This window comes from Pseudomonas sp. Z5-35 (genome assembly GCF_051131945.1).
GTDB lineage: Bacteria > Pseudomonadota > Gammaproteobacteria > Pseudomonadales > Pseudomonadaceae > Aquipseudomonas > Aquipseudomonas marvdashtae.
The window spans coordinates 3265865-3290601 of record NZ_CP071640.1; the positions used below are offsets into that span (position 1 = coordinate 3265865).

The 24737-nt window shown below is 61.7% G+C and carries 31 protein-coding genes; 24 read left to right on the top strand and 7 right to left on the bottom strand.

The window, feature by feature from the left end; translation table 11 throughout:
• Positions 1-15 precede the first annotated feature (15 nt).
• On the top strand, positions 16-231 hold the full coding sequence (locus tag J3P95_RS14850) for a hypothetical protein (protein WP_186643313.1): 216 nt from the start codon (positions 16-18) through the stop codon (positions 229-231).
• Positions 232-345: 114 nt separating this feature from the next.
• Entirely contained in the window at positions 346-627 is a 282-nt protein-coding gene (locus tag J3P95_RS14855) for a hypothetical protein (RefSeq protein ID WP_434580754.1), read from the top strand.
• 1 nt (position 628) lies between these two features.
• Here the strand turns inward: J3P95_RS14855 and J3P95_RS14860 are convergent, their stop codons facing one another.
• Together J3P95_RS14860 and J3P95_RS14865 are read right to left on the bottom strand one after the other, a co-directional pair.
• A complete protein-coding gene (locus J3P95_RS14860; protein WP_186614642.1) occupies positions 629-859 on the bottom strand; it encodes a hypothetical protein in 231 nt (76 codons plus the stop codon).
• A 109-nt stretch (positions 860-968) separates the two neighbouring features.
• Positions 969-1319 (bottom strand): hypothetical protein, encoded by a 351-nt coding sequence (locus J3P95_RS14865; RefSeq protein ID WP_434557563.1) that lies wholly within the window; start codon positions 1317-1319, stop codon positions 969-971.
• Between the two features lie 205 nt (positions 1320-1524).
• Here J3P95_RS14865 and J3P95_RS14870 point away from each other — a divergent pair, with 205 nt between their 5' ends.
• The 5 genes from J3P95_RS14870 to ada all read left to right on the top strand — a co-directional run bounded on the left by J3P95_RS14870 (position 1525) and on the right by ada (position 4819).
• Positions 1525-1827: a DUF1883 domain-containing protein gene (locus tag J3P95_RS14870; RefSeq protein WP_186614646.1), complete on the top strand. Its 303-nt coding sequence runs from the start codon at positions 1525-1527 to the stop codon at positions 1825-1827.
• 29 nt (positions 1828-1856) lie between these two features.
• Positions 1857-2024 (top strand): hypothetical protein, encoded by a 168-nt coding sequence (locus J3P95_RS14875; RefSeq protein ID WP_434557565.1) that lies wholly within the window; start codon positions 1857-1859, stop codon positions 2022-2024.
• Positions 2025-2270: 246 nt separating this feature from the next.
• The gene (locus tag J3P95_RS14880; RefSeq protein WP_434557566.1) at positions 2271-2990 is read left to right on the top strand and encodes a 2OG-Fe(II) oxygenase; all 720 of its coding nucleotides are present in this window, start codon (positions 2271-2273) and stop codon (positions 2988-2990) included.
• Positions 2977-3657: a DNA oxidative demethylase AlkB gene (alkB, locus tag J3P95_RS14885; protein ID WP_434580752.1), complete on the top strand. Its 681-nt coding sequence runs from the start codon at positions 2977-2979 to the stop codon at positions 3655-3657. The genes J3P95_RS14880 and alkB overlap by 14 nt, the downstream gene beginning before the upstream one ends.
• An 88-nt stretch (positions 3658-3745) precedes the next feature.
• Positions 3746-4819 (top strand): bifunctional DNA-binding transcriptional regulator/O6-methylguanine-DNA methyltransferase Ada, encoded by a 1074-nt coding sequence (gene ada / locus J3P95_RS14890; RefSeq protein WP_434557568.1) that lies wholly within the window; start codon positions 3746-3748, stop codon positions 4817-4819.
• Here ada and J3P95_RS14895 read toward each other — a convergent pair.
• On the bottom strand, positions 4783-5271 hold the full coding sequence (locus J3P95_RS14895) for a GyrI-like domain-containing protein (RefSeq protein ID WP_434580750.1): 489 nt from the start codon (positions 5269-5271) through the stop codon (positions 4783-4785). The two genes, ada and J3P95_RS14895, sit on opposite strands and share 37 nt — an antisense overlap.
• 146 nt (positions 5272-5417) lie before the next feature.
• Between J3P95_RS14895 and J3P95_RS14900 the strand changes: the two genes are divergently transcribed.
• The 8 genes from J3P95_RS14900 (at position 5418) to J3P95_RS14935 (ending at position 11640) form a co-directional block, all read left to right on the top strand.
• Entirely contained in the window at positions 5418-6479 is a 1062-nt protein-coding gene (locus J3P95_RS14900) for an NAD(P)H-dependent flavin oxidoreductase (protein WP_434580749.1), read from the top strand.
• A 114-nt stretch (positions 6480-6593) separates the two neighbouring features.
• Positions 6594-7346 (top strand): molybdate ABC transporter substrate-binding protein, encoded by a 753-nt coding sequence (gene modA, locus J3P95_RS14905; protein ID WP_434580748.1) that lies wholly within the window; start codon positions 6594-6596, stop codon positions 7344-7346.
• Positions 7347-8027 carry a molybdate ABC transporter permease subunit gene (gene modB, locus J3P95_RS14910; protein WP_434557572.1) on the top strand — a complete coding sequence of 227 codons (681 nt, stop codon included), beginning with the start codon at positions 7347-7349 and terminating at the stop codon, positions 8025-8027.
• A 3-nt stretch (positions 8028-8030) separates the two neighbouring features.
• On the top strand, positions 8031-9110 hold the full coding sequence (gene modC / locus J3P95_RS14915; RefSeq protein WP_434557573.1) for a molybdenum ABC transporter ATP-binding protein: 1080 nt from the start codon (positions 8031-8033) through the stop codon (positions 9108-9110).
• 97 nt (positions 9111-9207) lie between these two features.
• Positions 9208-10245 (top strand): DNA topoisomerase IB, encoded by a 1038-nt coding sequence (locus J3P95_RS14920; RefSeq protein ID WP_434557574.1) that lies wholly within the window; start codon positions 9208-9210, stop codon positions 10243-10245.
• A gap of 134 nt (positions 10246-10379) precedes the next feature.
• Positions 10380-10943, top strand: a complete 564-nt coding sequence (locus tag J3P95_RS14925) for an ATP-dependent Clp protease proteolytic subunit (RefSeq protein WP_030142235.1) — start codon at positions 10380-10382, stop codon at positions 10941-10943.
• A gap of 229 nt (positions 10944-11172) precedes the next feature.
• Positions 11173-11352: a general stress protein gene (locus J3P95_RS14930; RefSeq protein ID WP_186614672.1), complete on the top strand. Its 180-nt coding sequence runs from the start codon at positions 11173-11175 to the stop codon at positions 11350-11352.
• 63 nt (positions 11353-11415) lie between these two features.
• A complete protein-coding gene (locus tag J3P95_RS14935; RefSeq protein ID WP_434580746.1) occupies positions 11416-11640 on the top strand; it encodes a hypothetical protein in 225 nt (74 codons plus the stop codon).
• 91 nt (positions 11641-11731) lie between these two features.
• Here J3P95_RS14935 and J3P95_RS14940 read toward each other — a convergent pair whose 3' ends face one another.
• A complete protein-coding gene (locus J3P95_RS14940) occupies positions 11732-12484 on the bottom strand; it encodes an OBAP family protein (protein WP_434580745.1) in 753 nt (250 codons plus the stop codon).
• A gap of 88 nt (positions 12485-12572) precedes the next feature.
• Positions 12573-13109: a DUF3087 family protein gene (locus tag J3P95_RS14945; protein WP_434557577.1), complete on the bottom strand. Its 537-nt coding sequence runs from the start codon at positions 13107-13109 to the stop codon at positions 12573-12575.
• Positions 13110-13327: 218 nt separating this feature from the next.
• Between J3P95_RS14945 and ppnN the strand changes: the two genes are divergently transcribed.
• A complete protein-coding gene (gene ppnN, locus J3P95_RS14950) occupies positions 13328-14701 on the top strand; it encodes a nucleotide 5'-monophosphate nucleosidase PpnN (RefSeq protein WP_434557578.1) in 1374 nt (457 codons plus the stop codon).
• 44 nt (positions 14702-14745) lie between these two features.
• Here ppnN and J3P95_RS14955 read toward each other — a convergent pair whose 3' ends face one another.
• Positions 14746-15411, bottom strand: a complete 666-nt coding sequence (locus tag J3P95_RS14955) for an HAD family hydrolase (RefSeq protein ID WP_434580743.1) — start codon at positions 15409-15411, stop codon at positions 14746-14748.
• A 67-nt stretch (positions 15412-15478) separates the two neighbouring features.
• Positions 15479-16825 (bottom strand): MATE family efflux transporter, encoded by a 1347-nt coding sequence (locus J3P95_RS14960; protein WP_434557580.1) that lies wholly within the window; start codon positions 16823-16825, stop codon positions 15479-15481.
• 592 nt (positions 16826-17417) lie between these two features.
• On the opposite strand from J3P95_RS14960, the gene J3P95_RS14965 reads away from it, so the two are divergent.
• Genes J3P95_RS14965 through cheD form a run of 8 tightly spaced genes read left to right on the top strand, consistent with a single transcriptional unit; the run spans position 17418 to position 24737 of the window.
• Positions 17418-18329: a methyl-accepting chemotaxis protein gene (locus tag J3P95_RS14965; protein WP_434626686.1), complete on the top strand. Its 912-nt coding sequence runs from the start codon at positions 17418-17420 to the stop codon at positions 18327-18329.
• A 9-nt stretch (positions 18330-18338) separates the two neighbouring features.
• Positions 18339-18707, top strand: a complete 369-nt coding sequence (locus J3P95_RS14970) for a response regulator (protein WP_003203044.1) — start codon at positions 18339-18341, stop codon at positions 18705-18707.
• Between the two features lie 15 nt (positions 18708-18722).
• A complete protein-coding gene (locus tag J3P95_RS14975; RefSeq protein ID WP_434557581.1) occupies positions 18723-19007 on the top strand; it encodes an STAS domain-containing protein in 285 nt (94 codons plus the stop codon).
• A gap of 39 nt (positions 19008-19046) precedes the next feature.
• The gene (locus tag J3P95_RS14980) at positions 19047-21146 is read left to right on the top strand and encodes a chemotaxis protein CheA (RefSeq protein WP_434580738.1); all 2100 of its coding nucleotides are present in this window, start codon (positions 19047-19049) and stop codon (positions 21144-21146) included.
• A gap of 32 nt (positions 21147-21178) precedes the next feature.
• Complete coding sequence (locus J3P95_RS14985; protein WP_434580736.1) at positions 21179-22837, top strand: methyl-accepting chemotaxis protein; 1659 nt, start codon at positions 21179-21181, stop codon at positions 22835-22837.
• Between the two features lie 39 nt (positions 22838-22876).
• Positions 22877-23413, top strand: coding sequence for a chemotaxis protein CheW (locus J3P95_RS14990; protein WP_434557584.1), 537 nt, complete (start codon positions 22877-22879; stop codon positions 23411-23413).
• On the top strand, positions 23410-24246 hold the full coding sequence (locus tag J3P95_RS14995) for a CheR family methyltransferase (RefSeq protein WP_434557585.1): 837 nt from the start codon (positions 23410-23412) through the stop codon (positions 24244-24246). Before J3P95_RS14990 ends, J3P95_RS14995 begins: the two co-directional genes overlap by 4 nt.
• Positions 24243-24737 carry a chemoreceptor glutamine deamidase CheD gene (gene cheD, locus J3P95_RS15000; RefSeq protein ID WP_434557586.1) on the top strand — a complete coding sequence of 165 codons (495 nt, stop codon included), beginning with the start codon at positions 24243-24245 and terminating at the stop codon, positions 24735-24737. Before J3P95_RS14995 ends, cheD begins: the two co-directional genes overlap by 4 nt.

The following is a 24737-nucleotide window of genomic DNA, read 5'->3' on the forward strand; positions in this document are numbered from 1 at the left end:
CAACGAGGCAGCTAGATGTCGGCAACACAGAACGCAAACGGTTATTCGGTCACCCAGGACAAGGACGGCCAATGGTGGATTACCAACTACCATGGCGAGCAAGTCGCCGGCCCCCTGCCCAGCAAGGCCATGGCGGTTGAAGTGGCCGCGGTTTTCCAGGACGAACGCTCTGCCCCGGCCCCTCGGGAGCGTGAACAGGCGCCCGCGCGCAATAATCGCCGCAAGAAGTAATCGATCGATCCCCATCGAGGCCAGGTTGTCTTGATGGGGAACGTGGTTTAGCTGTACCGGAATGGCCATTCGCTATAATCTCGCGCCATTCCTCCCCTTCTCGATGACGATCCCATGAAAAAAATCCTGGCGCTGTTCGCAGTCCTGGCCTTGGCAGGCTGTGCCTCGGCACAAAAGACCTATCTGGATAACGGCGAACAGGGCCTGACCATCGATTGCTCGGGCGAGGCCAACTCCTGGGCGACTTGTTACGAGAAAGCCGATGCGTCCTGTGCCGGTACGGGCTACCGCATCGTCGGCACCGACGGCACGGCACAGGCCAAGGAAAGCGAGAAAACCCTTGGCGTCGACATCGGCAACTTCACCAGCCGTAGCGTGCTAGTGGTATGTAAATAATCTAGATGTGGATCTCGGCGAACTTGATGCCCAAGCCCCTCAGGGTCTCGATCAGGTCGTCGAGCCGGCTGAAAGATTCGACTTCGTCCTGGTCATCCACCAGGAAATAACTGCGCCCGGCGCTTTTCTTGAAAAATACGATCCACTCGCCCGGGCTTCCAGGGTTCTGGATCACATGGGTGGCGTGGATCAATCCTTCTGCGTGGCGCTCGCGCACCTGCTCGCGTTTCATCGACTCAACTCCATAAATGACAATGCCGCCAACGTTCACCGTGGCGGCATTATTTTTGTCGAGGGCGCAGCTTAACCGATGCCCGCCTGCTAGTCAGGCCGAGCCGTGCTCAGCCGGAGATGCAAGCGTTGGCCGCGTCCTGCACATCACCCGGGCGCACCGGCACGTTGGACAGGCTTTCGTGCAACTTGATGCTGCTGCCGCTGGAACGCTCGTCAATGTCGAATACCGCGGCCGGCAACGCCGACAGCTTGCCTGGGACGATCATCCGGACACCGTTCTTGTGCGGCTCCATCTGCAGCGGGCCACGAGTCTTCAGCAACTTATCGGCCACGCACTTGGCGTATTCATGGGGTTTCTTCCCGGAGATGACGCTCATGGTGGGAGGCGACTGGTTGATGTCCGATACCGATGCACATCCACCCAAGGCCAAGGCCAATACCCACACGCTTCGCTTCATATGATTCCTCCGGTAAAGACCCTCCGACAATACAAATGCCGTTTTTCTCCGGCGCTCTGCGTTTTTTATCCGCCCGCGCGCAGTAAATGGACGGCACCTGGAACGGGGGACGGATATTAACCCGCGGTGCTGATAAACTGCGCGCCATAATTATTGCTCCACCTTACCGTCTTGACTTGCAAGAAATGCCCTTCTGGAGGCGCTTATGAAATTCATCCACCAGCGCGAGCACCTCAACGAGGACGATATCGTCGTTATCGAATGCTCCCAAATGTGCAACATCCGTTTGATGAACGACGCCAATTTCCGTAGCTTCAAGAACGGCGGCCGGCACACTTACCATGGCGGCGCATTCGACACGTTCCCGGCCAAGATTACCGCGCCTAGCACCGGTTTCTGGAACATCACCATCGACACCGTCAGCCATCGCGCCATCAGCGTCACACGCAAGCCGACCCTGACCCACAAAATCAAGATCATCCGGCGCTCCAGCTCGAAACTGAGCTGAGCCGCCCCGTGCCAAAGACAGGACAGACCGTGGCCCAGACAACCAAATACGTGATCAAGTACAAACTCAACGGCGAACGCCGCTTCGAGTTCGCGCAACTGAAAAATGGCACCGAGGAAGAAGCCTTGGCAGAGCTGGAGAAGCTGCATGGCGAAAGCGATGTGATCAGCGACCTCAAGGTCAGCAAGTCACTCTGAGCGTGGCACCCGGCGGGACAAGATGCCTTTGTGGCGAGGGAGCTTGCTCCCGCTCGGCTGCGCAGCAGTCGTAAAATGCGTCAACGCGGTACATCTAATGGCTCCTGCTGCCTGATTGGGGCGGCTTCGCCACCCAGCGGGAGCAAGCTCCCTCGCCACAGAAAGCTTTTCAATACCGCAAGAATCGGAGTGCCCGGCAACGCAGCGCTCCACAGACTGATCAGTCCGTCCATAAGGATTGCACTCATGTCCTCTACGTCATCGCTGATCCAACGCATTAATGACCTTGACTGGCCCGCCCTGGAACAAAGCCTCGACCAGGACGGCTGCGCGATCGTTCGCCAGCTGCTGCCGGCAGCGCTGTGCCTGGAGCTGCGCGGCTTGTACAGCGACCCGGGGCTGTTTCGTTCCCGGGTGATCATGGCGCGTCATGGATTCGGCCGTGGCGAGTACCAGTATTTTCGTTACCCGCTGCCTGAGGCCGTCCAACAACTGCGTCAATCGCTGTATCCGCTGCTGGTGCCGCTGGCTAACCGCTGGAATGAATGCATGGGTTTACCGGTGCGATATCCCGACCAGCACGCCGATTTCGTCCAGCGCTGTCACGCTGCCGGGCAACAACGGCCCACGCCCTTGCTGTTGCAATACGGCCCGCAGGATTACAACTGCCTGCATCAGGATCTGTACGGTGAGCACGTGTTCCCTTTGCAGGTGGCGATCCTGCTGTCGGAACCGGACCAGGAATTTACCGGTGGCGAGTTTGTCTTGACCGAGCAACGTCCGCGCATGCAGTCGCGTCCCCAGGTCATCGATCTGAAACAGGGCGACGCCGTGGTGTTTGCCGTGCACCAGCGACCCGTCAAAGGCGTTCGCGGTTATTATCGGGTGAACTTGCGCCACGGCGTCAGCCGCGTGCTCAGCGGCCGCCGGCATACACTCGGGATCATTTTTCATGATGCGCAATGACGATACGCCCATCACCCTGGACCTGTTCGCCGACCAGGCGCCCACCACGCCTGGCCAGACCGAACAGATCGGCGAGCAGTCCTTCGTGCTGCGCGGGTTTGCCTTGCCCTGGCTCGATCGGTTGCTGCCGGCGCTGGATGCGGTCTTGCAGGCCGCACCGTTCCGGCAAATGGTCACGCCCGGCGGCTTTACCATGTCGGTCGCCTTGAGCAGCTGCGGCGTGCTCGGCTGGACCACTGACCGCAGCGGCTACCGTTACACGGCCCATGATCCGCAGACAGGCCAACCCTGGCCGGACATGCCGGCGGTGTTCCGGGAGCTGGCGCGCGCCGCTGCCCGGCAGGCACAGTTCGAGCATTTTGAACCCGATGCCTGCCTGATCAACCGCTACGTGCCCGGCGCGCGGATGTCGCTGCACCAGGACAAGAACGAACGCTCCCTCAGTGCTCCTATCGTCTCGATGTCCCTGGGCCTGCCGGCGGTGTTCCAATTCGGCGGCTTCGAGCGCAGCGACAAAAGCTTGCGGGTCCCGCTGTTTCACGGCGACATCGTGGTCTGGGGCGGCGTGGATCGGTTGCGTTATCACGGCGTGCTGCCACTCAAGCAAGGAGAGCATCCGCAACTGGGCGCCCAGCGGATCAACCTGACGTTTCGCACCGCCGGGTGAAGGTGCAGAATTCAACCGCAAGACCCGGAGTGTTGCCGCCATGCGGGCTCGCTATCGTAGGCAAAACGGGCCAATGGACAGAACAACCATGAACAACACTTCAAACACCCTCGCCCCTGAACTCGACCCGCGCTGGGCCGCCGTGCTCGCTCGGGACCCGCGCGCCGATGGGCAATTCGTCTATGGCGTGAAAACCACCGGCATCTATTGCCACCCCAGCAGCCTGTCGCGCCTGCCCAACCCGCGCAACATCGAATTCTTCGACACACCGGAACAGGCCCAGGCAGCCGGGTATCGTCCCAGCAAACGGGTGGCCAGGGATCAGACGCAGATCGCCGCGCAGCAAGCGGCGCGGGTCGCGGCCGCTTGCCGGCAGATCGAGGCAGCTGAAAACCTTCCTGGGCTCAGTGAACTGGCCGAAGCCGCGGGCCTGAGCCCGTTCCATTTTCATCGGGTCTTCAAGGCCGTTACCGGCCTGACGCCCAAAGCCTATGCCGCCGCCCACCGTTCAAGCAAAGTGCGCGAACGCCTGGCCGATGCCGGGACAGTCACCGAAGCGCTGTACGACGCAGGGTTCAATTCCAACAGCCGGTTTTATGAAGCCGCCGATAAAGTCCTCGGCATGAAACCCGCCGACTACCGTGCCGCCGGGCAGAACACCGACATTCGCTTCGCCGTCGGCCAGTGCTCCCTCGGGGCGATCCTGGTGGCGCAAAGCGAGCGTGGTGTGTGCGCGATCTTGCTGGGGGACGATCCGGATGTCCTGGTGCGCGACCTGCAAGACAAGTTCCGCAGGGCAAACCTGATCGGTGCCGACCGGGAATTCGAGCAGTTGATAGCCCAGGTGGTGGGCTTCATCGAAGCGCCGGCGCTGGGCTTGGACCTGCCACTGGATCTACGCGGCACGGCATTTCAGGAGCGGGTCTGGCAAGCCCTGCGGGAGATCCCGCCAGGCAGCACCGCCAGCTACGCCGAAATTGCCATGCGCATCGGCTTGCCCAAGGCGGTGCGCGCCGTGGCCCAGGCCTGCGGCGCCAACAGCCTCGCGGTAGCCATCCCCTGTCACCGGGTGGTGCGCAGCGACGGCAACCTGTCGGGCTATCGCTGGGGCGTGGAGCGCAAGCGTCAGTTGCTGGCGCTTGAACGCTCGTCCGAAGACTGAACGCCGATGTAGATCGCGACCGAGTCGGGGGCGCTGTACACCTCGAAATCGGTGGTGAAACGACGCAGGGTCTGCGGGTTGTCGGCGAAATACGCCCAGATCAAGCCCCACGCCTCTATCACGCAGTCAGGCATCGGCCCCTTGGCCGAGAACACCAGGTAATCCCCGCCCTCGACGTTAACGGCGGGGTAGCCTGCGCTGGTGGCATCGACCTCTACACCAGCAGTTACGTTGAAGTAGCCGGTCGCGTCGGACTCATAGTCGGAATACACCCCATAGACGAACGATTCCGACTGCCTGGCCGGGACTTTTTCGAACAGTCCTTTGGTGAAGAATTGCTGCCACATCGGGCCGATCCTCGCCGCGTCGCCCTGTTGCTCCTCGGAGTTGCGGGTGCGCACCTGCAGGCCGGCAACGGTGAACGGTTCGACTGTCTTGAGTTTCACGTCCATGGGTCAGGCTCCTTGATGATTGAAGCCGCATGGTACCCATCCCATCGCCAGGAACAAACCCGCGTACCGATTGAAAAACTCGACTGGCCTCGGCCGGGTCACTCCTGCTAAAAACGTTGTTTCCTTCTGCCGTCGGAGACCCGTACATGAGCCAGTGGCCAGACACGCGCATTCTTGACCAGCTCGGGATCGAGCTTCCCATCATCCAGGGGCCGTTGGCCGGGGTGACCGGTCCGGCCATGGTGGTCGCCACCTGCAATGCCGGCGGGCTGGGCTCGATGCCGGCGGCAATGCTGGATGTGGAGCAACTGCGCCAGGCGCTGACGACGATCAGCGAACAGACCGACAACCCCTTCAACGTGAATTTTTTCTGCCACCAGCCACCGGCGTTCGACGAGCAGCGGGCCGCGGCTTGGAAGCAACACCTCAAGCCTTATTACCAAGAGCTGGGCGCCGATTTCGAGGCGCCGACGCCCGTGTCCAATCGCACTCCGTTCGACGATGCGGCCTGTCGGGTGCTGGAAGAAATGCGACCCAAGGTGGTGAGCTTTCATTTTGGCCTTCCGGAAAAATCGTTGCTGGATCGCGTCAAGGCCACCGGCGCGAAAATCCTTTCTTCGGCCACCACCGTCGAGGAAGCCATCTGGCTTGAACAACATGGCTGCGACGCGATCATCGCCATGGGCTATGAAGCCGGCGGCCATCGCGGGATGTTCCTGAGCGACGACCTCAACACCCAAGTGGGCCTGTTCGCCTTGCTGCCGCAGGTGGTGGACGCGGTGAAAGTTCCGGTTATCGCCACCGGCGGTATTGGCGATGCGCGGGGGATCGTCGCGGCGTTCGCCCTCGGCGCGTCGGCGGTGCAACTGGGCAGCGCCTATCTGTTCACCCCAGAAGCCAAGATCAGCGACTCCCATCGCCAGGCGCTGCGCACGGCCAAGGAAAGCCAGACCGCCGTCACCAACCTGTTCACCGGTCGCCCCGCCCGGGGCATCGTCAACCGGGTGATGCGTGAAGTCGGCCCGATGAGCCCGCTCGCGCCGGCGTTCCCCCTGGCGGGCGGCGCACTGATGCCCCTGCGTGCCAAGGATGACGCGGACTTCGCCAATCTCTGGGCTGGCCAGGCTTTTCCCATGGGTCGCGAGCTGCCGAGCGGCGAGCTGACCCGGCGCTTGGCCGAAGAAGCGCTGGCCCGGTTCAAGGGCTGACTGGACAGCGACGTCTACGCGAGCAAGGCCGCTCCCAAAAATGCAGCGTTCCGTTTGTCGTGTATTCGCTATATATTCCGCTATATAGCGAAACCGTCCCCCGGAGCCTCTTTCATGCGCCTCATCCGCTTTGCGCCATTGCTGCTGATCCCGCTGCTGGCCAATGGCACTGCCCAAGCCGAGGAAGTGCAGGTTGCCGTTGCGTCCAATTTCACCGCGCCGATGCAAGCTATCGCCGCCGATTTTGAACAAGACACCGGCCACAAACTGACAGCCGCCTTTGGCGCGACCGGGCAGTTCTACACCCAGATCAAGAACGGCGCGCCGTTCGAGGTCTTCCTCGCCGCCGACGACACGACGCCGGCCAGGCTGGAAAGCGAAGGCGATACGCTCAAGGGCTCGCGCTTCACCTACGCCATTGGCACGCTGGCGTTATGGTCGGCCAAGGCCGGTTATGTCGACAGCGAGGGCCAAGTCCTGCGGGAGAACGCATTCCAGCATCTGTCCATCGCCAACCCGAAAGCCGCGCCCTACGGCCTGGCCGCCACTCAGGTACTGGAAAAACTTGGGTTGACCGCGCACGTCAAAAACAAAATCGTCGAAGGCCAGAACATTACCCAGGCCTATCAATTTGTCTCCACGGGCAATGCCGAGCTGGGCTTCGTGGCCCTCTCCCAGGTGTACAAGGACGGCAAGCTGGCGAGCGGTTCAGCGTGGATCGTCCCGCCCGAACTGCATGATCCGATCAAGCAGGACGCGGTGATTCTCGGCAAAGGCCGGGACAACCCCGCCGCGCTCGCACTGTTGGAATATCTCAAGGGCCCAAAAGCCGCCGCGATCATCCAAGCCTACGGTTATCAACGCTAAATGCCGCTGACCAGTGCCGACTACGCCGCCATCTGGCTGACCCTGAAACTGGCGTCGCTGACCACGGTCATCCTGCTGCTCATCGGCACGCCCATTGCGCTGTGGCTATCGCGCACCCAGTCGTGGCTGCGCGGGCCTGTGGGCGCGGTAGTCGCCCTTCCGCTGGTGCTGCCGCCCACTGTTATCGGCTTCTATCTGCTGCTGGCGTTGGGGCCCAATGGCTGGATCGGCCAGTTTACCCAGTCGCTCGGTTTGGGCACCCTCACCTTCAGCTTTACTGGACTGGTGATTGGCTCGGTAATTTACTCCTTGCCCTTTGTGGTGCAGCCGTTGCAGAACGCTTTTTCCGCCATCGGCAGCCGTCCGCTGGAAGTCGCCGCCACCCTGCGCGCCGGCCCTTGGGACACGTTTTTCAGCGTGGTCGTGCCCCTGGCCCGGCCCGGTTTCATCACTGCGGCGATTCTCGGTTTCGCCCACACCGTCGGCGAATTCGGCGTGGTACTGATGATCGGCGGCAACATCCCGGAAAAGACGCGGGTGGTGTCGGTGCAGATCTACGACCATGTCGAAGCCCTCGAATACGCCCAAGCCCACTGGCTGGCAGCGGCGATGTTGGTGTTTTCCTTCCTGGTGCTGCTGGCGTTGTACTCCAGCCGCCGGGCACGCGCGGGTTGGAGCTGATCGATGATCCAGGCGAGATTTCAACTCAGCCGTGGAGATTTTTCCCTGGACCTGGACGTGCAGCTGCCTGGCAATGGCGTGACGGCGCTGTATGGCGAGTCCGGCTCCGGCAAGACCACGTGCCTGCGCTGCATCGCCGGCTTGGAGCGGCCGGCGCGGGGTTTCGTCGAGGTCAATGGCCAGGTGTGGCAGGACAGCGAGCGCGGCATATTCGTGCCGCCCCATCATCGCGCGCTGGGGTACGTCTTCCAGGAGGCAAGCCTGTTCGAGCACCTGTCGGTAAGCGACAACCTGTCATTCGGTCTCAAGCGGGTGGCACCGGCGCAGCGACGCGTGGACATGGACCACGCGACGCAACTGCTGGGCATCGGGCATTTGCTCGACCGGCGACCGCACAACCTGTCCGGCGGCGAACGCCAGCGCGTGGGCATCGCCCGCGCCCTGCTCACCAGCCCACGCTTGTTGCTGATGGATGAGCCACTGGCGGCTCTCGATACGCGGCGCAAGAATGAAATCCTGCCGTACCTGCAACGGCTGCATGATGAGCTGGACATACCGATCCTCTACGTCAGCCATTCCCAGGACGAAGTGGCGCGCCTGGCCGATCACATCGTCCTGCTCGACGCCGGCCGTGCCTTGGCCAGCGGCCCGATTGGCGAAACCCTGGCCCGACTCGACCTGCCTCTGGCTCAAGGCGATGACGCGGGCGTGGTAATCCAGGGCAGCGTCAGCGGCTATGACCCCGCGTACCAATTGCTCACCCTGACACTGCCCGACAGCCAGCTCCAAGTGCGTGTCGCCCATCAGCCAATGGCTGTCGGCCAGCCGCTGCGCTTCAAGGTCCAGGCCCGGGACGTCAGCCTGAGCCTGGCGAACGACGCGCAGACCAGCATTCTCAATCGCTTGCCGGTCACCGTGGTCAGCGAACTGGCTGGCGACAACGCCGCCCATGTCCTGATCCGACTGGAAGCCGCCGGCACGCCGCTGCTGGCGCGCATCACCCGTTACTCCCGGGACCAGTTAGAGCTTCAACCCGGCCAGGTGCTTTGGGCGCAGATCAAGGCGGTGGCGGTGTTGGCGTAGCACTGAGGATTGGGGCGACAGCAGAATCTCGGCACGACCGCAACGGGCAGCGGTCAATGAATTCACAGGCCACTGAATTCGTTGCCAAGGATCAATCATGCCCGACACGCTGCTGCCCGATGCACTCCCGGCCGACCTCCACTACGTCGATGACACCGCCCCGGGCATCACCCGCAAGAAACTGCGGGGCAAGTTCTGCTATTTCGACCCGTCGGGCCAGCGCCTGACCGACCCTGCCGAAATCCAGCGCATCAATGCCCTTGCCGTTCCGCCAGCCTACACCGATGTGTGGATCTGCACCGACCCGCGCGGCCATATCCAGGCCACCGGGCGCGACGCTCGGGGACGCAAGCAGTACCGCTATCATTCGCGCTGGCGCGAAGTGCGCGATGCCGACAAGTATTCACGCATGCTGGAATTCGGACGCACCCTGCCCCGCTTGCGCAAACGCCTGGAGGAAATCCTCGCCACGCCCGGTTTCAGCCGCGATAAAGTCATGGCAACGGTCATTACCTTGCTCGACGTGACGCTGATCCGCGTCGGCAACACGCAATACGCCCGGGACAACCGCTCCTATGGCTTGACCACCCTGCGCAACAAGCACGTCGAGGTCAACGGCAGCGCCATCGCGTTCCAGTTCCGCGGCAAGAGTGGGGTCGAACACCAGATCACCGTGAAAGACCGGCGCCTGGCGAGAATCGTCAAGCGATGCCAGGAAATTCCCGGGCAAAACCTCTTTCAATACCTGGATGAGGACGGCGAGCGTCACGCCATCACCTCTTCGGACATCAACGCCTACCTCAAGACGCTCACTGGCGCCGACTTCACCGCCAAGGATTATCGCACCTGGGCCGGTAGCGCCGCGGCGCTGGACGGGCTGCGGACGTTGCAATGGGAGACCGAAACCGAAGCCAAGCGCCACGTCGCCGGGATGGTCAGGCAAGTCGCACGGCAGTTGGGCAACACGCCCGCCGTCTGTCGAAAATGCTACATCCACCCCGCCGTGTTGGAAGGATTCATGGGCGGTGTTCTGCGCGACCTGCCTAAACCTCGGGTGCGTAAAGGCCTGAGTGCGCAGGAAGCCGCGCTGACGATGTTCCTGCAACGCATGACCCAAGCGGTCGAAGCCTGTTGAGCGAAGCGCTGGATGAGTGACCGCTCTCGATTTGCCCGCGACGCATTGGAACATCCGACAGCAGGCGAACTCCCAACTGTACAGAGCCGCTGATCCGCAGACTCGTCACCGCGTCAAGCCGAGAGGAGTTTCAGATGTCCGAACACATTGTCCATTTCCATTGCCAGATCGACCAGGGAACCACCGAACGCTTCCGGGACAACTGCCTGGAAGCCATTGAAAAAGGCGCCGACTCGCTGATGCTCAACCTGTCTACGGTCGGCGGCAGCACCAATTTCGGGTTTACTCTCTACACCTTCATCAAGTCCCTCCCGGTGCCAGTACGCGCGGTGAATGCCGGCAACATCGAGTCGATGGGCATCGTCATGTACCTCGCCGCCAGCGACCGCACCACCACACCGCACTCACGCTTCCTGATCCACCCGATGAATTGGTATTTCGGCCAGAAATCGGTGGACCATTCGCGCCTGCGCGAATACCTGTCCAGCCTGGACAACGACGTGGCGCGCTATGTGGAAATCTATGTGAAGGAAACTGCCGGCGCCGCCACGCAATTGGATATTTTCAAATGCCTCTGCGCGGAGGAACGCGTGATCCCGGCAGAAAACTCCTTGGCCTTCGGCATAGCCCACCGCGTGGAACAAGTGGTGTTTCCACCCGAGGCCAAGCATTGGAAAGTCAGCGGCGGCGAGGACTAAAACAACCCGCGAACGATGAACAAATACCATTTGCCGCCGCCAGGCTTATTAACAAAATCGATGCTGTACAAGTTCAAGCGAAACGGCTGTCCAAGTTTACGTTGCGGTATGTTCAAGTCGATGCCGTTCGTCGCCAGCGAAACGTTTTTTTTAAACTTCCCTGGGCAATTTTCTTTCACAGTACTGCGAGGCACGATTTACTCGCTTAACCAAAATGAGGAATCTCGAAATGGCTAATAGCGGAAACAAAAACCCAGGTAACTTCGCAAACGACCGCGAGAAAGCATCCGAAGCTGGCAAGAAAGGCGGACATGCTTCTGGTGGCAACTTTGCAAACGACCGGGAAAAAGCCTCTGAAGCCGGCAAAAAAGGTGGCGAACGCAGCCATGGCGGTGGCAGGAAATCGTAACCCGGAGAACCGTTGGGGCGCGGCCTGACCGCGCCCTGGCGCTTAACCCTGTCGAGGTCATGCATGAGCCAGGATCGATTCATCGTCAGTTTCATCGCCGATGGCCAACCGGACAACCGGGTGCTGGCGGCCGATACCGAGACCCTCAGTCCCGAAGAAGCCGAGGCGCTTCTGAGGGTTACGTTTACTGAACTAAAGAGCGTCAATATAACTGACGTTCAAGTTCAGAAAAGAACCAAGCCAAACGAAACGGAACATGATGTTCCGGGGCACTTCAAACAGCCTTAATTTATTTAACTCCCCCTTACACTAACTCCCTGCCCCCGTGGCCAGGGAGCTTGCTCCCTCACCACAAAAGCAATGTTCAGCAGATTCGCTTTCAGTGAGCATGCCCCGTCGGATCCTTGATCTGCCACACCTGCCCCTTTTGCCAGGCATCCGCGCCCGGATCAATCGCCGGCGCGTCGATGCCCGCGCGGGCGCGTTTCTTCGCTTCGCTGTCGATGCCCATCCGGCGGTCGCGCTCACGGACCAGCTGGGGGTCGATCTGGCCATCGGCGGTGAAGCCCATCATCAACTGCGGGACGCCGTAAGGCAGCGCATTGCCCTGTTCGGTATGCCAGGTGTGCCAGGTCTTGCCGTAGGTGCTGACGAGGTTTTTCATCAAGCGGGTTTCTGCCACTTCGGGTATGCCCGGCGCAACCAATTGCCCCGACTTCACCTCATGCACATGGCTGTGCCACAGCTGCTTTTCGCTGGCCGGCAGGCCTTCGAACAGCCGCTTGCTGATGATGTATTCCACGCCCATCAACTTGGCATTGGCGCTATTGGCATCGAAGATCGCGCATTGGAACACCTCTTCGTTCAGCGCCGTGCAATAGTGGTGCGCTTCCATTTGCCCGGACATCCGCCCGTTGTAAAAATGAAAGCCATCCAGGTAGGTATCCAACGCCTGCAACGGAGGCTTGTTCTGCATGATCCCCGCCCCCGCCTCCAGCGTCGCGGTGGTCGGACTCTTCGCGGCGCCCGGGGCGTCCACGGCTGAATCGCTATTGCCACCCGCGCAGCCCGCCAGTCCCACCGTCGCCGCGCACAGCATGGCCCAGGTTCCATGAACGATCTTGCCTGACATCTCGACTCTCCTTTCCATGATTGTCCATCAGAAAAGCGGCCAAGGTTCGAGGTTTGATTTTTCCCTTTGGGCAAGCGACGAGCGGCGGTTATTCGCGCGCGCTATAGGCCTGTTTCACCGTTTCGATCCAAGAGGGCTCCAGGCGCAATTGCTCCGGGTCCAGGCCCAGCGCCTGCATGTTTTGCTGATGTTCGTCGGCTTCGCGATTCAGGGAGGCCTGTTCACTGGAATTGGCGTCCAGCAGGTGCATTTGGGTCAGGCCCAGATGATAGAACCGCAACAGCTTCATCGCCGCCGGGTCTTGCGCTTGCACGCCGGCTTTGACCTGGTGCATCACATTGGTGATGCTCATCAGGCTGCGCTTGAGCTGCCAGCCGTAGACCGCCGCCGCCATCCATGGCTGGGACCAGAAATACATGCGCATCAGGCCAGCCATCACCAGCACCGCAACGAATACGCCACCCACGTTGAAGCGAAAATTATCGCCCCCAGGTGTTCCGAACAGCATCACGGCGAAAGTGGACAGAAGCATCGCCAGCGCCAGGAACACCACTGCAATAATGAGGGTGCTGCGCCGCGTCTGCTGCCGGTAAGCCGCCGCGTCCCACGGTTTGATCTCGAACATCGCGTCGCAATTTCCTTGTGTGGCGTGAAAAGACCCGCGCATTATCGCCTGCCCGGTCGATTTAGCTATGCTGGGGCTCATTTTGTGAGGCAACCAACCCGAAGGACCCGGATCAAAGTCCATGGCGATACCGCGAGGATCGTGCGATCGTTCTGCGTGGACGTTTTTTTCAAGATGCCGCTCGTCGTGTGTACGGCATCGTTTTCAAGGAAAGCTGAATGACTCAAAGACATGTAATCAACGCCTCGGTAAGTCCCAAGGGCAGCCTGGAGACCTTGTCCCAGCGCGAAGTCCAGCAACTGAGTGAAGCCGGTTCCGGCAGCATCTATGATCTTTTCCGCCAGTGCGCCCTGGCCATTCTCAACACCGGCGCCCATGTCGATAACGCCAAGACCATCCTGGAAGCCTACAAGGACTTCGAGATCCGTATTCACCAGCAGGACCGGGGCGTGCGCCTGGAGCTGCTGAACGCGCCGGCCGACGCGTTCGTCGACGGCGAGATGATCGCCAGCACCCGCGAAATGCTCTTCAGCGCCCTGCGCGACATCGTCTACACCGAGAACGAACTGGACAGCCAGCGCATCGACCTGAGTACGTCCCAGGGCATCAGCGACTACGTCTTCCACCTGCTGCGCAATGCCCGCACCCTGCGCCCAGGCGTCGAGCCGAAAATCGTCGTGTGCTGGGGCGGTCACTCGATCAATACCGAAGAATACAAGTACACCAAGAAGGTCGGCCATGAACTGGGCCTGCGCAGCCTGGACATCTGCACCGGCTGCGGCCCGGGCGTGATGAAAGGCCCGATGAAAGGCGCGACCATTGCCCACGCCAAGCAGCGGATCCAGGGCGGCCGCTACCTGGGCCTGACGGAGCCGGGCATCATTGCCGCCGAAGCGCCAAACCCGATCGTCAACGAGCTGGTGATCCTGCCGGACATCGAGAAGCGCCTCGAAGCCTTCGTGCGCGTCGGCCACGGCATCATCATCTTCCCGGGCGGCGCCGGCACCGCCGAAGAGTTCCTGTACCTGTTGGGCATCCTCATGCACCCGGCCAACCAGGACCTGCCCTTCCCGGTCGTGCTCACCGGGCCGAAAAGCGCCGCGCCGTACTTGGACCAACTGCATGCGTTCGTGGGTGCAACCTTGGGCGAGGCCGCGCAGAAGCATTACCAGATCATCATCGACGACCCGGCCGAAGTGGCGCGGCAGATGACCCAAGGCCTCAAGGAAGTGAAGCAGTTCCGCCGCGAGCGCAACGATGCCTTCCACTTCAACTGGCTGCTGAAGATCGACGAAGGCTTCCAGCGCCCGTTCGACCCGACTCACGCCAACATGGCCAGCCTGGGCCTGAGCCGCGACCTGCCGCCCCACGAACTGGCCGCCAACCTGCGCCGGGCGTTTTCCGGGATCGTCGCCGGCAACGTCAAGGACAAGGGTATCCGCCTGATCGAAGAGCATGGTCCGTACGAGATCAACGGCGACCCGGCGATCATGGAGCCCCTCGATCGCCTGCTCCAGGCGTTCGTCGCCCAGCACCGGATGAAACTGCCGGGTGGCGCGGAATATGTGCCGTGCTATCGCGTGGTGACCTGACCTGAGTCACGAAGCAAGCCTGTGGGAGCAAACTCCCACAGGCTCTAGCGGTGTGTTGAAAGACGCATCGATCCGTCGTCATCCACTTCGACGCCAATGCCTTGGTAATCCGCGATCTGCGAATGCAGCGTCACCACCGGGTGCGTATGCGTGGCGGTGACCACCATCACGTCCGCCCCCGCCGCCTCGCCGGCCTTGATGCCGGCTTCGGCATCCTCGAACACCAGGCATTGCTGCGCGGTCACCTGCAAGCGCTGCGCCGCCAATAAATAACAGCTGGGATTCGGCTTGCCGACGCTCACGTCTTCAGCGGTCACCATCACGTCGGGCCGTGCAATCCCGGCCGCTTCCATGCGGCGCAAGGCCAATGCCATGGGCGCAGAAGTGACAATCGCCCATTGCGTCGGCGGCAGGCGCTTGAGGAAGGCCAGTGCACCGGGCACTTCGACCACCCCATCCACGTCCTCGATTTCTTCCCGGGTGAGGTGCTCGGCCTCGGCCTGGGCGTCCACGCCTGGCAGACGCTGGCGGGCCACGGTATCGACAGCGCGCACGCCATGGATCGTCGGCAGGAATTTCGCCACGTCCAAGCCATGGCGCAGGGCCCAGCGCGTCCAGATCCGCTCGGTGGCGGCGATGGAATTGAGCAGCGTGCCGTCCATGTCGAAGAGGAAGGCGCGGTAGCTGGCGGATGGAAGTTCTACAGACATCGAAATCCCCATGAATGACAAGATCAACGGCGGGCACTGTAACACCCGCTAAACCCGCTCAAGGTATCTAGACCAAACGCTCGATCCGCTGATGCTGCCAGACCCGTTTGTAATACAGCGTCTGCAACAACAGCATGCTCAGGTACGCCACTGGAAATGCCATCCACACCCCTTGCAGGCCGAAGTGCGCGTCCAGCAAGTAGGCCGCTGGCACTTGCACGCCGAGGATGCAAAAAATCGAGATCGCCACCGGTACCAGCACCGTGCCGCTGGCGCGCATGATGCCGCCGATGATTGCCTGGAAGCCGAACACCAACAGGCTCCAGAGCATGATATGCAACAAGTGTTCAGCCTGGACCCGCGCCGCCGGATCGGTGATGAACAGCCCCAGCAGCCAATGGGACATCAGGTACCCGAGCAGCACCAGCCCACCCGTCAGCCAGACATTGATCAACAACCCGGTGCGCAGGATCGGCCCCAGCCGCTCCAGACGCCCGGCGCCGATGGCCTGGGCGCCAAGGATCGAGGCGGTGATGGCAATCGACAGCGCCGGGAACTGCACGTAATTGACGATCTGCGTCACCGCGCCGTAGGCGGCCGTGGCCTGGGAGCCGTGGGAGTTGACCAACGCCAGGATCACCAGCTCCGACAGCGAAATCACCACCATCTGCAGCCCCGTCGGCAAACCGATGCGCAGCACTTTGCCAAGAATTACCCGGTCCAGGCGCATCGCGGCGAACAACGCACGGTCCGGCGCCAAGGCATGCTTGCGGCGGTTCAGGCGCCACACGAGCATGCCCATGGCCGTCGCGGTGCCCACCAACCCGGCCCACGCCGCGCTCTGGATGCCCATCTGCGGCAATCCCAGCCAGCCGCGAATCAGCGCCGGCGTCAGCATCAGTCCGACGCTGGTGGACACCAGCAGCGCCAGCAGCGGCGACAGGGTGTCGCTCACACCGCGCAGCAGCTGGGTGAAGAGCACGAATACCAGCAACATCGGTAGGATCCACATCATTACGCGCGCATAGGAAATGGCATCTTCGAGCACATCGTCCGGCGTCCCCAGTCCTTGCAAGGCCTCACGGGCGAAGACACTGCCAAGGACTGCCGCCACCAATCCGATGATCGCCCCCAGCAACAGCGTCGAACCGGCAATCGCTTTCACCGTGCCGGTCTCGCCAGCGCCGTAGGCCTGGCCGATCAATACCCCCGCGCCGGCGCCCAGACCGATCACCAGGGCGATGAAGAAAAACACGATGGGAAACATGCCCGACACCGAGGCCAGCGCCTGCGTGCCAAGCATCTGGCCGATGTAGATGCTGTTGAGCGTGCCGGACATCGACTGGAGGAAATTGGACAGGACCATGGGGGCCAGGAACAGCAGGTAGGTTTTCCAGAGAGGCTGGGTGGGCATGAGGGCTCGTTGGCAGGTTCAGAATCCTATGCGAAGTAATTTAGCTCAATCCCCGGATCTCGTTTCAATGAATGTCCGCTTTTGTGGCGAGGGAGCAAGCTCCCTCACCACAAGGTTTGCGTAGACCTGGCCTTCTCGACATTTCTCCGATTTCGTCTATTCTCAGATAGCAATGTGCCATTATTTTTTCCGGAACCGGACGACTGGTACTCAAGACCAAGTCGGCATTGCAGATAACCAGTTATTCGCAAATATCCTCTTGGCAACACTGTTCAAGGACCGAACCATGACGTCGTATTCCCACGACCACTCCCTCGCCCAAACCCCGCCGCGCATCGTCTGGCACGCCGTTATCGTGGCCGTTGCCGCCAGCGTCGGCGTGCTGGCAGTCAACGGCACGAGTGTGCAGAACATCGGTTTGAGCGTCGTGCTACTGGTCCTTGGCGTGGCTGTCGGTGTCTTGGCCGCGCGGTCGCAACGGCTTCAGCTTGACGAGGCAGTCGCCGCCGCCATCGCCCGTCGCGAGCAGGAGGCCGCCCACCAGGGTGCCGATAAAGCCACCGCACAACTCAACGAAGTGATCCTCGGCGCGATGCCGATCTGGGCCAAGCAAGTTGAAAGTTCGCGCCAGCAAACCGAAACCGCGATCGTCTCGCTGACCAGCCGCTTCATTGGGATTTCTTCGCGTCTGGAAGAGACCGTACAAGCCTCTGAACTGGCCGCCGGCGAGTTGACCGGCAACAGCAGCGGTGGTGCCGTACAAGTCCTGGCGCAAAGCGAAGGCGAACTGGTCAAGGTTATCGACTCGTTGAAAACGACCCAGGCCAGCCGCGATGAAACCCTGGCCCAAGTGCGCAACCTGACCGCCTACACCGGCGAGCTGCGGACCATGGCCGCCGATGTCGCGGCGATTGCCGCCCAGACCAACCTGCTGGCCCTCAACGCCGCCATCGAAGCCGCCCGGGCAGGCGAAGCCGGGCGCGGTTTTGCCGTGGTGGCCGATGCTGTACGCGCCCTGTCGAGCAAATCCAGCGAGACCGGCCAACAGATGTCGGCCAAGGTCGACGTGATCAATACCGCCATCACCCAACTGGTGCAGGCCGCTTCCAGCGGCGCGGACCAGGACAGCCAGTCCGTGGTCGTGTCCGAAGGCAGCATCCAACGGGTGCTCGAGCGCTTCAAAAGCGTGACCGGGCGCCTCGCCGATTCGGCCGACATGCTGCAGCGCGAAAGCTTCGGCATTCGTGACGAGCTCACCGAAGTGCTGGTCAACCTGCAATTCCAGGATCGGGTCAGCCAGATCCTCAGCCACGTGCGCGACAACATCGAGGACCTGCACGTGCACATTCAGCAGGCCAGCCAGTCGCCCGAACAGGTCGTCTCCATCGACGCCCGGCAATGGCTGGCGCGCATGGAAACCACTTACGCCACTGACGAGCAACGCCGTAATCACCACGGCGGCTCGGCTGCGCAACAGTCTTCACAGGAAATCACCTTCTTCTAGGAGCCCCTCATGGCTAAAAGTGTATTGGTTGTCGACGACTCCGCGAGCGTCCGGCAGGTGGTCGGCATCGCGTTGAAAAGTGCCGGCTACGACGTCATCGAGGCGAGCGATGGCAAGGATGCGCTGGGCAAGCTCAATGGCCAGAAAGTGCACCTGATCATCAGCGACGTGAACATGCCGAACATGGACGGCATCACCTTCGTCAAGGAGGTCAAGAAGCTGGCCAGCTACAAGTTCACGCCGATCATCATGCTGACCACCGAATCCCAGGAATCGAAGAAGCAAGAGGGTCAGGCCGCAGGCGCCAAGGCCTGGGTGGTCAAGCCGTTCCAACCGGCGCAGATGCTGGCGGCGGTATCCAAGCTGATTCTTCCTTGATGGTCGGAGGCTTCAATGCCGCTGCTGTACGAAATAGACGATGACACTGCGCAGGTGCAGATCGACGGCGAACTGACGATCTACACCGCCGCCGACCTCGCCGCGCAATGGCTGCCTCGATTGGGGGCAACGCCACGAATGGCGGTGGACCTGTCGCAGGTCACCGAGATGGACGGTGCCGGCTTGCAGCTACTGCTGATGGTTCAGCGCGAAGCCCCCAAGGCCGGCACCGAACTGACGGTGACCGGCCAAAGCAAAGCTGTCACGCAAACACTCGCCCTGTGCAACCTGGTTGCCTAGAGCCGCCGCAACACGTCGGACACGACAAAGGATATGAGCGTGAGCATCAATCTCGATCAGGCACAACAAACCTTCATCGTCGAGGCCCGGGAACAATTGCAGGCGATGGAAGAGTCGCTGCTGCAACTGGAGAACGACCCCGGCGACGATGACGCCATCGGCGCGATCTTCCGGGCGGCCCATACGATCAAGGGTTCGGCAGGGCTGTTCGGCCTGGAGCCGATCGTCAGCTTCACGCACATCGTCGAAGACGTACTCGATCGCCTGCGCGAAGGCAGCGTCACAGTGGACCCGGGCCTGATCGCGGTGCTGCTCAAATCCGGCGACCATATGCTCGAGCTGATCGACGTGGTCGCCAACCAAGGCTCGACGTTGCAGCCCCCTGCCCTGGCCCGGGAAATGGAGCTGTGCCAGATGCTGCAGGAATACCAGGCGCCCACGCTCGCCACCGAACCGACGCCGACGCCGCAAACCGAAACGACCGAGCCCGGCGAAGCGAGCCTCTGGCACATCTCCCTGCGCTTCGGCCAGGAGGTGTTTCGCAATGGCATGGACCCGTTGTCGTTCCTGCGCTATCTGCAGACCCTCGGCGACATCGTCCACATCACTACGCTGACCGACGCGATGCCGACGGTCGAAGCCTGGGATGCCGAGTCGTGCTACCTGGGGTTTGATATCGAGTTTCGCTCCGCCGCCGGTCATGCCGCGATCAACGAAGTCTTCGATTTCGTGCGGGAAGATTGCCAGATCGACATCGTGGCCGCGCAAGACATCGAGCGCGAAGCCAACACGGGCCTGGTCGCCAACGCCCAGGCGCAGGTCGACGAAAGCACCGCGATGGTCACCACGGGCGAGCTGATGCCCGACCAACGCAAGACCCCACGCATGCCAGCCCAGGTCTCGCCTGACAAACAAGCCGTCACCAGCGACAGCAAAGGCAAAGATGGGACTTATGTAAGAGTCAACGCCGACAAACTCGACGAACTGATCAATCTGGTTGGCGAGCTGGTCATTGCCAGCGCCGGCGCCAGCCTGCTGGCCCGCACCTGCCAGAACGACCCGCTGCAGGAAGCCGCCTTGTCGGTGTCCGGGCTGGTGGAGGAAATTCTCGACGGCGCCCTGCGCCTGCGCATGATCCCCATCGGTGAAACCTTCAACCGCTTTCGCCGGGTGGTGCGCGATGTCAGCCAGGAACTGGGCAAGGACATCGACCTGATCATCAGCGGCGCGGAAACCGAGCTGGACAAGACCGTCGTGGAAAAGATCGGCGACCCGCTCATGCACTTGCTGCGCAACGCCATGGACCACGGCATCGAAACCGCCGAGGCGCGGCGGGCGGTCGGCAAACCGGCCAAGGGGCATCTGCACCTCAACGCCTATCACGACTCCGGTAGCATCGTGCTGGAAATCGCCGACGACGGCGCTGGCCTGAACCGCGACCGCATCCTGGAAAAAGCCCATGAGCGCGGACTGATTGCGCCGGGCGCGAACCTGACCGACCAGGAAATCTACAACCTGATTTTCGAGCCCGGCTTCTCCACCGCCCAGGCCGTGACCAACCTGTCCGGACGCGGCGTGGGCATGGACGTGGTCAAGCGCAACATCACCCTGCTGCGCGGCACCGTCGACCTCGACAGTCAACCGGGCAAGGGTACCGTGGTGCGCATCCGCTTGCCGCTGACCCTGGCAATCATCAATGGATTTCTGGTCGGCATCGGCCAGTCCACCTATGTGATTCCGCTGGACATGGTCCAGGAATGCATCGAGCTGAGCGAAGACGATGGCGTCGCCAGTCGCGAACAAGGCTACCTCGACCTGCGCGGCGAAGTGCTGCCGTTGGTGTACCTGCGCGATCACTTCCACCATGAAGGCCCGGCCTCGCGCCGGCAGAACGTGGTGGTGGTGCGCTACGCCGAACTCAAGGCCGGGCTGGTGGTGGATGACCTGCTGGGCGAATTCCAGACCGTGATCAAGCCCCTGGGCAAGCTGTTCGGCGCCCTGCGCGGCATCAGCGGCTCGACCATCCTGGGCAGCGGCGCCGTGGCGTTGATCCTCGACGTACCCGCCCTGCTCACTCAAATCGTACAAATAGAAAACCGCTACAACGCTACCCAACTACAACAAGCCAACGCTCGCTGACGCTTCAACACTCCATGGAGAGGTATTCCCCAATGAAATGGTTCTACAACCTTAGAATCGCCACCAAACTGATCACCTCGTTCCTTGTGGTGTTGGCGCTGACCGCCGTCATGGGCGTGTTTTCGATCATTCAGCTGGGCCAGGTGAACGGCACCACCGCCGAGATCCGCGAGAACTGGATGCCCTCCATGCGCGCCGCATCGGGGATGCGCTTCTACGCAGCGAGCTTTCGCCTGAAGGAAAACCGCCATATCACGGCCGACTCCGAGCAGGAACGGGTCACCCTGGAACAGGAAGCCGAAGACGCCAAGAAGGGCTTCGAAACCCGCCTTGGCACGTATGAAAAACTGCTGTCCACCGCCGAAGACCGCCAACTGTTCGAAACCACTCGCAATGACTGGGTCGCTTATCTGACGGTCAGCAAGGACCTGTTCGCGCTGTCCCGGCAAAACCAGACCGAGCAAGCCATGGCCCTGCTCAAGGGCGAGTCCAAGCGCCAGTTCGATCTGGTGACGGCCGATCTGCAGAAGCTCGTTGAGCTCAACGCCGCCGGCGCAGACGTAGCCAGTGCACATGGCACTGAACTGTATGAAGATGCGCGCCTGTCCATCATCGCCGTACTGGTTGCCGCCCTGCTGGTGGGCCTAGGCTTGGCGCTGTTCATCTCGCGGATCATCTCCCGCCCATTGAAGCAGGCGGCCGCCGTCGCCGAACAACTGGCCGAAGGCAACCTGAACGCGAAAATCGAAGCCGGCTCCAAGGACGAAACCGGCATGGTGCTCAGCGCGATGCAGAACATGGTCGGCAAGCTGTCGCACATCATCGGAGAAGTGCGCAACGCAGCGGACAACCTTGCCAGCGCCTCCGAAGAAGTCAGCGCCACCGCACAATCGATGAGCCAGGCCACCAGCGAACAGGCGGCCAGCGTCGAGGAAACCAGTGCGTCCATCGAGCAGATGAGCGCCAGCATCAACCAGAACACCGAGAACGCCAAGGTGACCGACGGCATGGCCAGCAAGGCCGCCAAGGAAGCCACCGACGGCGGCGAATCGGTGCAGCAGACCGTGGTGGCGATGAAGAAAATCGCCCAGCGCATCAGCATCATCGACGACATCGCCTACCAGACCAACCTGCTGGCGCTCAACGCCGCCATCGAAGCTGCTCGCGCCGGCGAACATGGCAAAGGTTTCGCGGTGGTCGCCGCCGAAGTGCGCAAACTGGCCGAACGCAGCCAAGTCGCCGCCCAGGAAATCGGCGAGCTGTCGTCCAGCAGCGTCGAAATGGCCGAGAAGGCCGGGAACCTGCTCAACGAAATGGTGCCATCCATCAACAAGACCTCGGACCTGGTGCAGGAAATCAGCGCCGCCTCCGAAGAGCAGGCCGCTGGCGTGGCGCAGATCAACACCGCCATGACCCAGCTCAACCAGGTCACCCAGCAGAACGCTTCCAGCAGCGAAGAACTGGCCGCCACCGCCGAAGAGATGAGCAGCCAGGCCGAGCAGCTGCAACAGGCCATGAGCTTCTTCACCTTGGACACGCCGGCCAAGTCGGCCATGCAGAGCGCCAGGGTCGATAACACCCCAGGGCCGTCCAGCCGTAAACCGGCGCGGGCACCGGCACCGGTGATGCCCAAGGCGTTTGCCTACAACATGGCCAGCGCGCCGGACGAATCGGAATTCACCCGGTTCTGATGGCCCGGTCCCACAGGCTTGCTTAAAGGAGAAAAGGCAATGGGCGCCATCGCGACCACACGTCAAACCGTCAGCGCGGTCGAGGAAGAAGCGCAGTACCTGACGTTCATGCTCGGCACTGAGATGTTCGCCATCGGCATCCTGTGCATCAAGGAAATCATCGAGTACGGCAACCTCACCGTGGTGCCGATGATGCCGGCCTTCGTGCGCGGAGTGATCAACCTGCGCGGCGCGGTCGTGCCGGTGGTGGACTTGTCGGCTCGTTTCGGCCGACCGAATTCCGCCATCAGCCGGCGCAGTTGCGTGGTGATCATCGAGGCCGCCAGCGCCGACGGGCAGGCCCAGGACATCGGCCTGTTGGTCGACACAGTGTCGGCGGTGCTGGAGATCCCGGCTTCGCAGATCGAGCCGCCACCGAGTTTCGGCGCGAAGATCCGCGCCGACTTCATCAGCGGCATGGCCAAGGTCGACGGCAAGTTCGTCATCGTGCTGGAGGTGGACCGGGTGTTGTCCATCGACGAGATGTCCGAACTCGCCCAAGCCAGCCCCACCGCATTGGAAGCGCCTGACTCATGAGCACAGCCACTTGCAAGGAACGCACGGTGAATTCAATGGCGCTCAGCGACCGGGAGTTCGGCCAATTCCAATCCTGGCTGTACCAGGCCGCCGGTATCAACCTGTCGCCGGCCAAGAAAGCCCTAGTGGCCGGGCGGCTGTTCAAGCGCCTCAAGCACTATGAGCTCGACAGCTACGGCGAGTACTTCACGCTGATCATGAACGGCCAGCGCGCCGATGAACTGCAGGTGGCGCTGGACCTGCTCACCACCAACGAAACCTATTTTTTCCGCGAACCCAAGCACTTCGATTTCCTCCGCGACCAAGTGCTGCCCCATGCGACGCCTGGCAAGACCTTTCGCCTGTGGAGTGCGGCCAGTTCCTCTGGCGAGGAACCCTACAGCCTGGCCATGACCCTGGCCGAAGGGCTGGGCACCACGCCCTGGGAAGTCATCGGTTCGGACATCAGCAGCCAGGTGCTGGCCAAGGCGCGCTCCGGGCACTATCCGATGGAGCGCGCCCGCAACCTGCCCCATCAGTTGCTGGTCAAATACTGCCTCAAGGGCACCGGCCGCCAGCAAGGCACGATGCTCATCGACCGGGCGCTGCGCAACCGGGTCAACTTCATCCAAGTCAACCTCAACGAGGCCTTGCCGGAGCTGGGGGAGTTCGACGTGATTTTCCTGCGCAACGTGATGATCTACTTCGACCAGCCGACCAAAAGCAAAGTGGTCGCCCGGCTGATTCCCCGGCTCAAGTCCGGCGGGTATTTCATCGTCAGCCATTCGGAAAGCCTCAACGGCGTGTCCGATGCGTTGAAGCTGGTCGCCCCTTCGATTTATCGCAAGCCATGAGCGCCGCAATGGAGGTGGCCGAGGTCTATCTGGGACCGGGGGAGTTTCGCTTCGCGACCTGCCCGACAAGGCTGCGGACGATTCTCGGTTCATGCGTGGCAATCACGCTCTGGCATCCACAGCGCAAGATTGGCGGCATGTGCCATTTCATGTTGCCCAGCCGGGTGCGTTGCTCCACAGCGCTGAACGGGATGTACGCCGACGAAGCCATCGAATTGTTCATTCGCCAGGCACGGGCCCATCACACCAAGCCCGAGGAATATCAGCTCAAGCTGTTCGGCGGCGGCGAGATGTTCCCTGAGCTGCAACGCCATGTGGCATTCGGCGACGTGGCCCGGTCGAACGTCAACGCGGCGCTGGAAATGGCCGCGCTGTATCGCCTCGACCTGATCGCCCAGGACATGGGCAGCACCGGTCATCGCAGCATCATTTTCGACCTTTGCACGGGCGACGTCTGGGTCAGGCACCAACCGATAAGGACCCTGCATTAA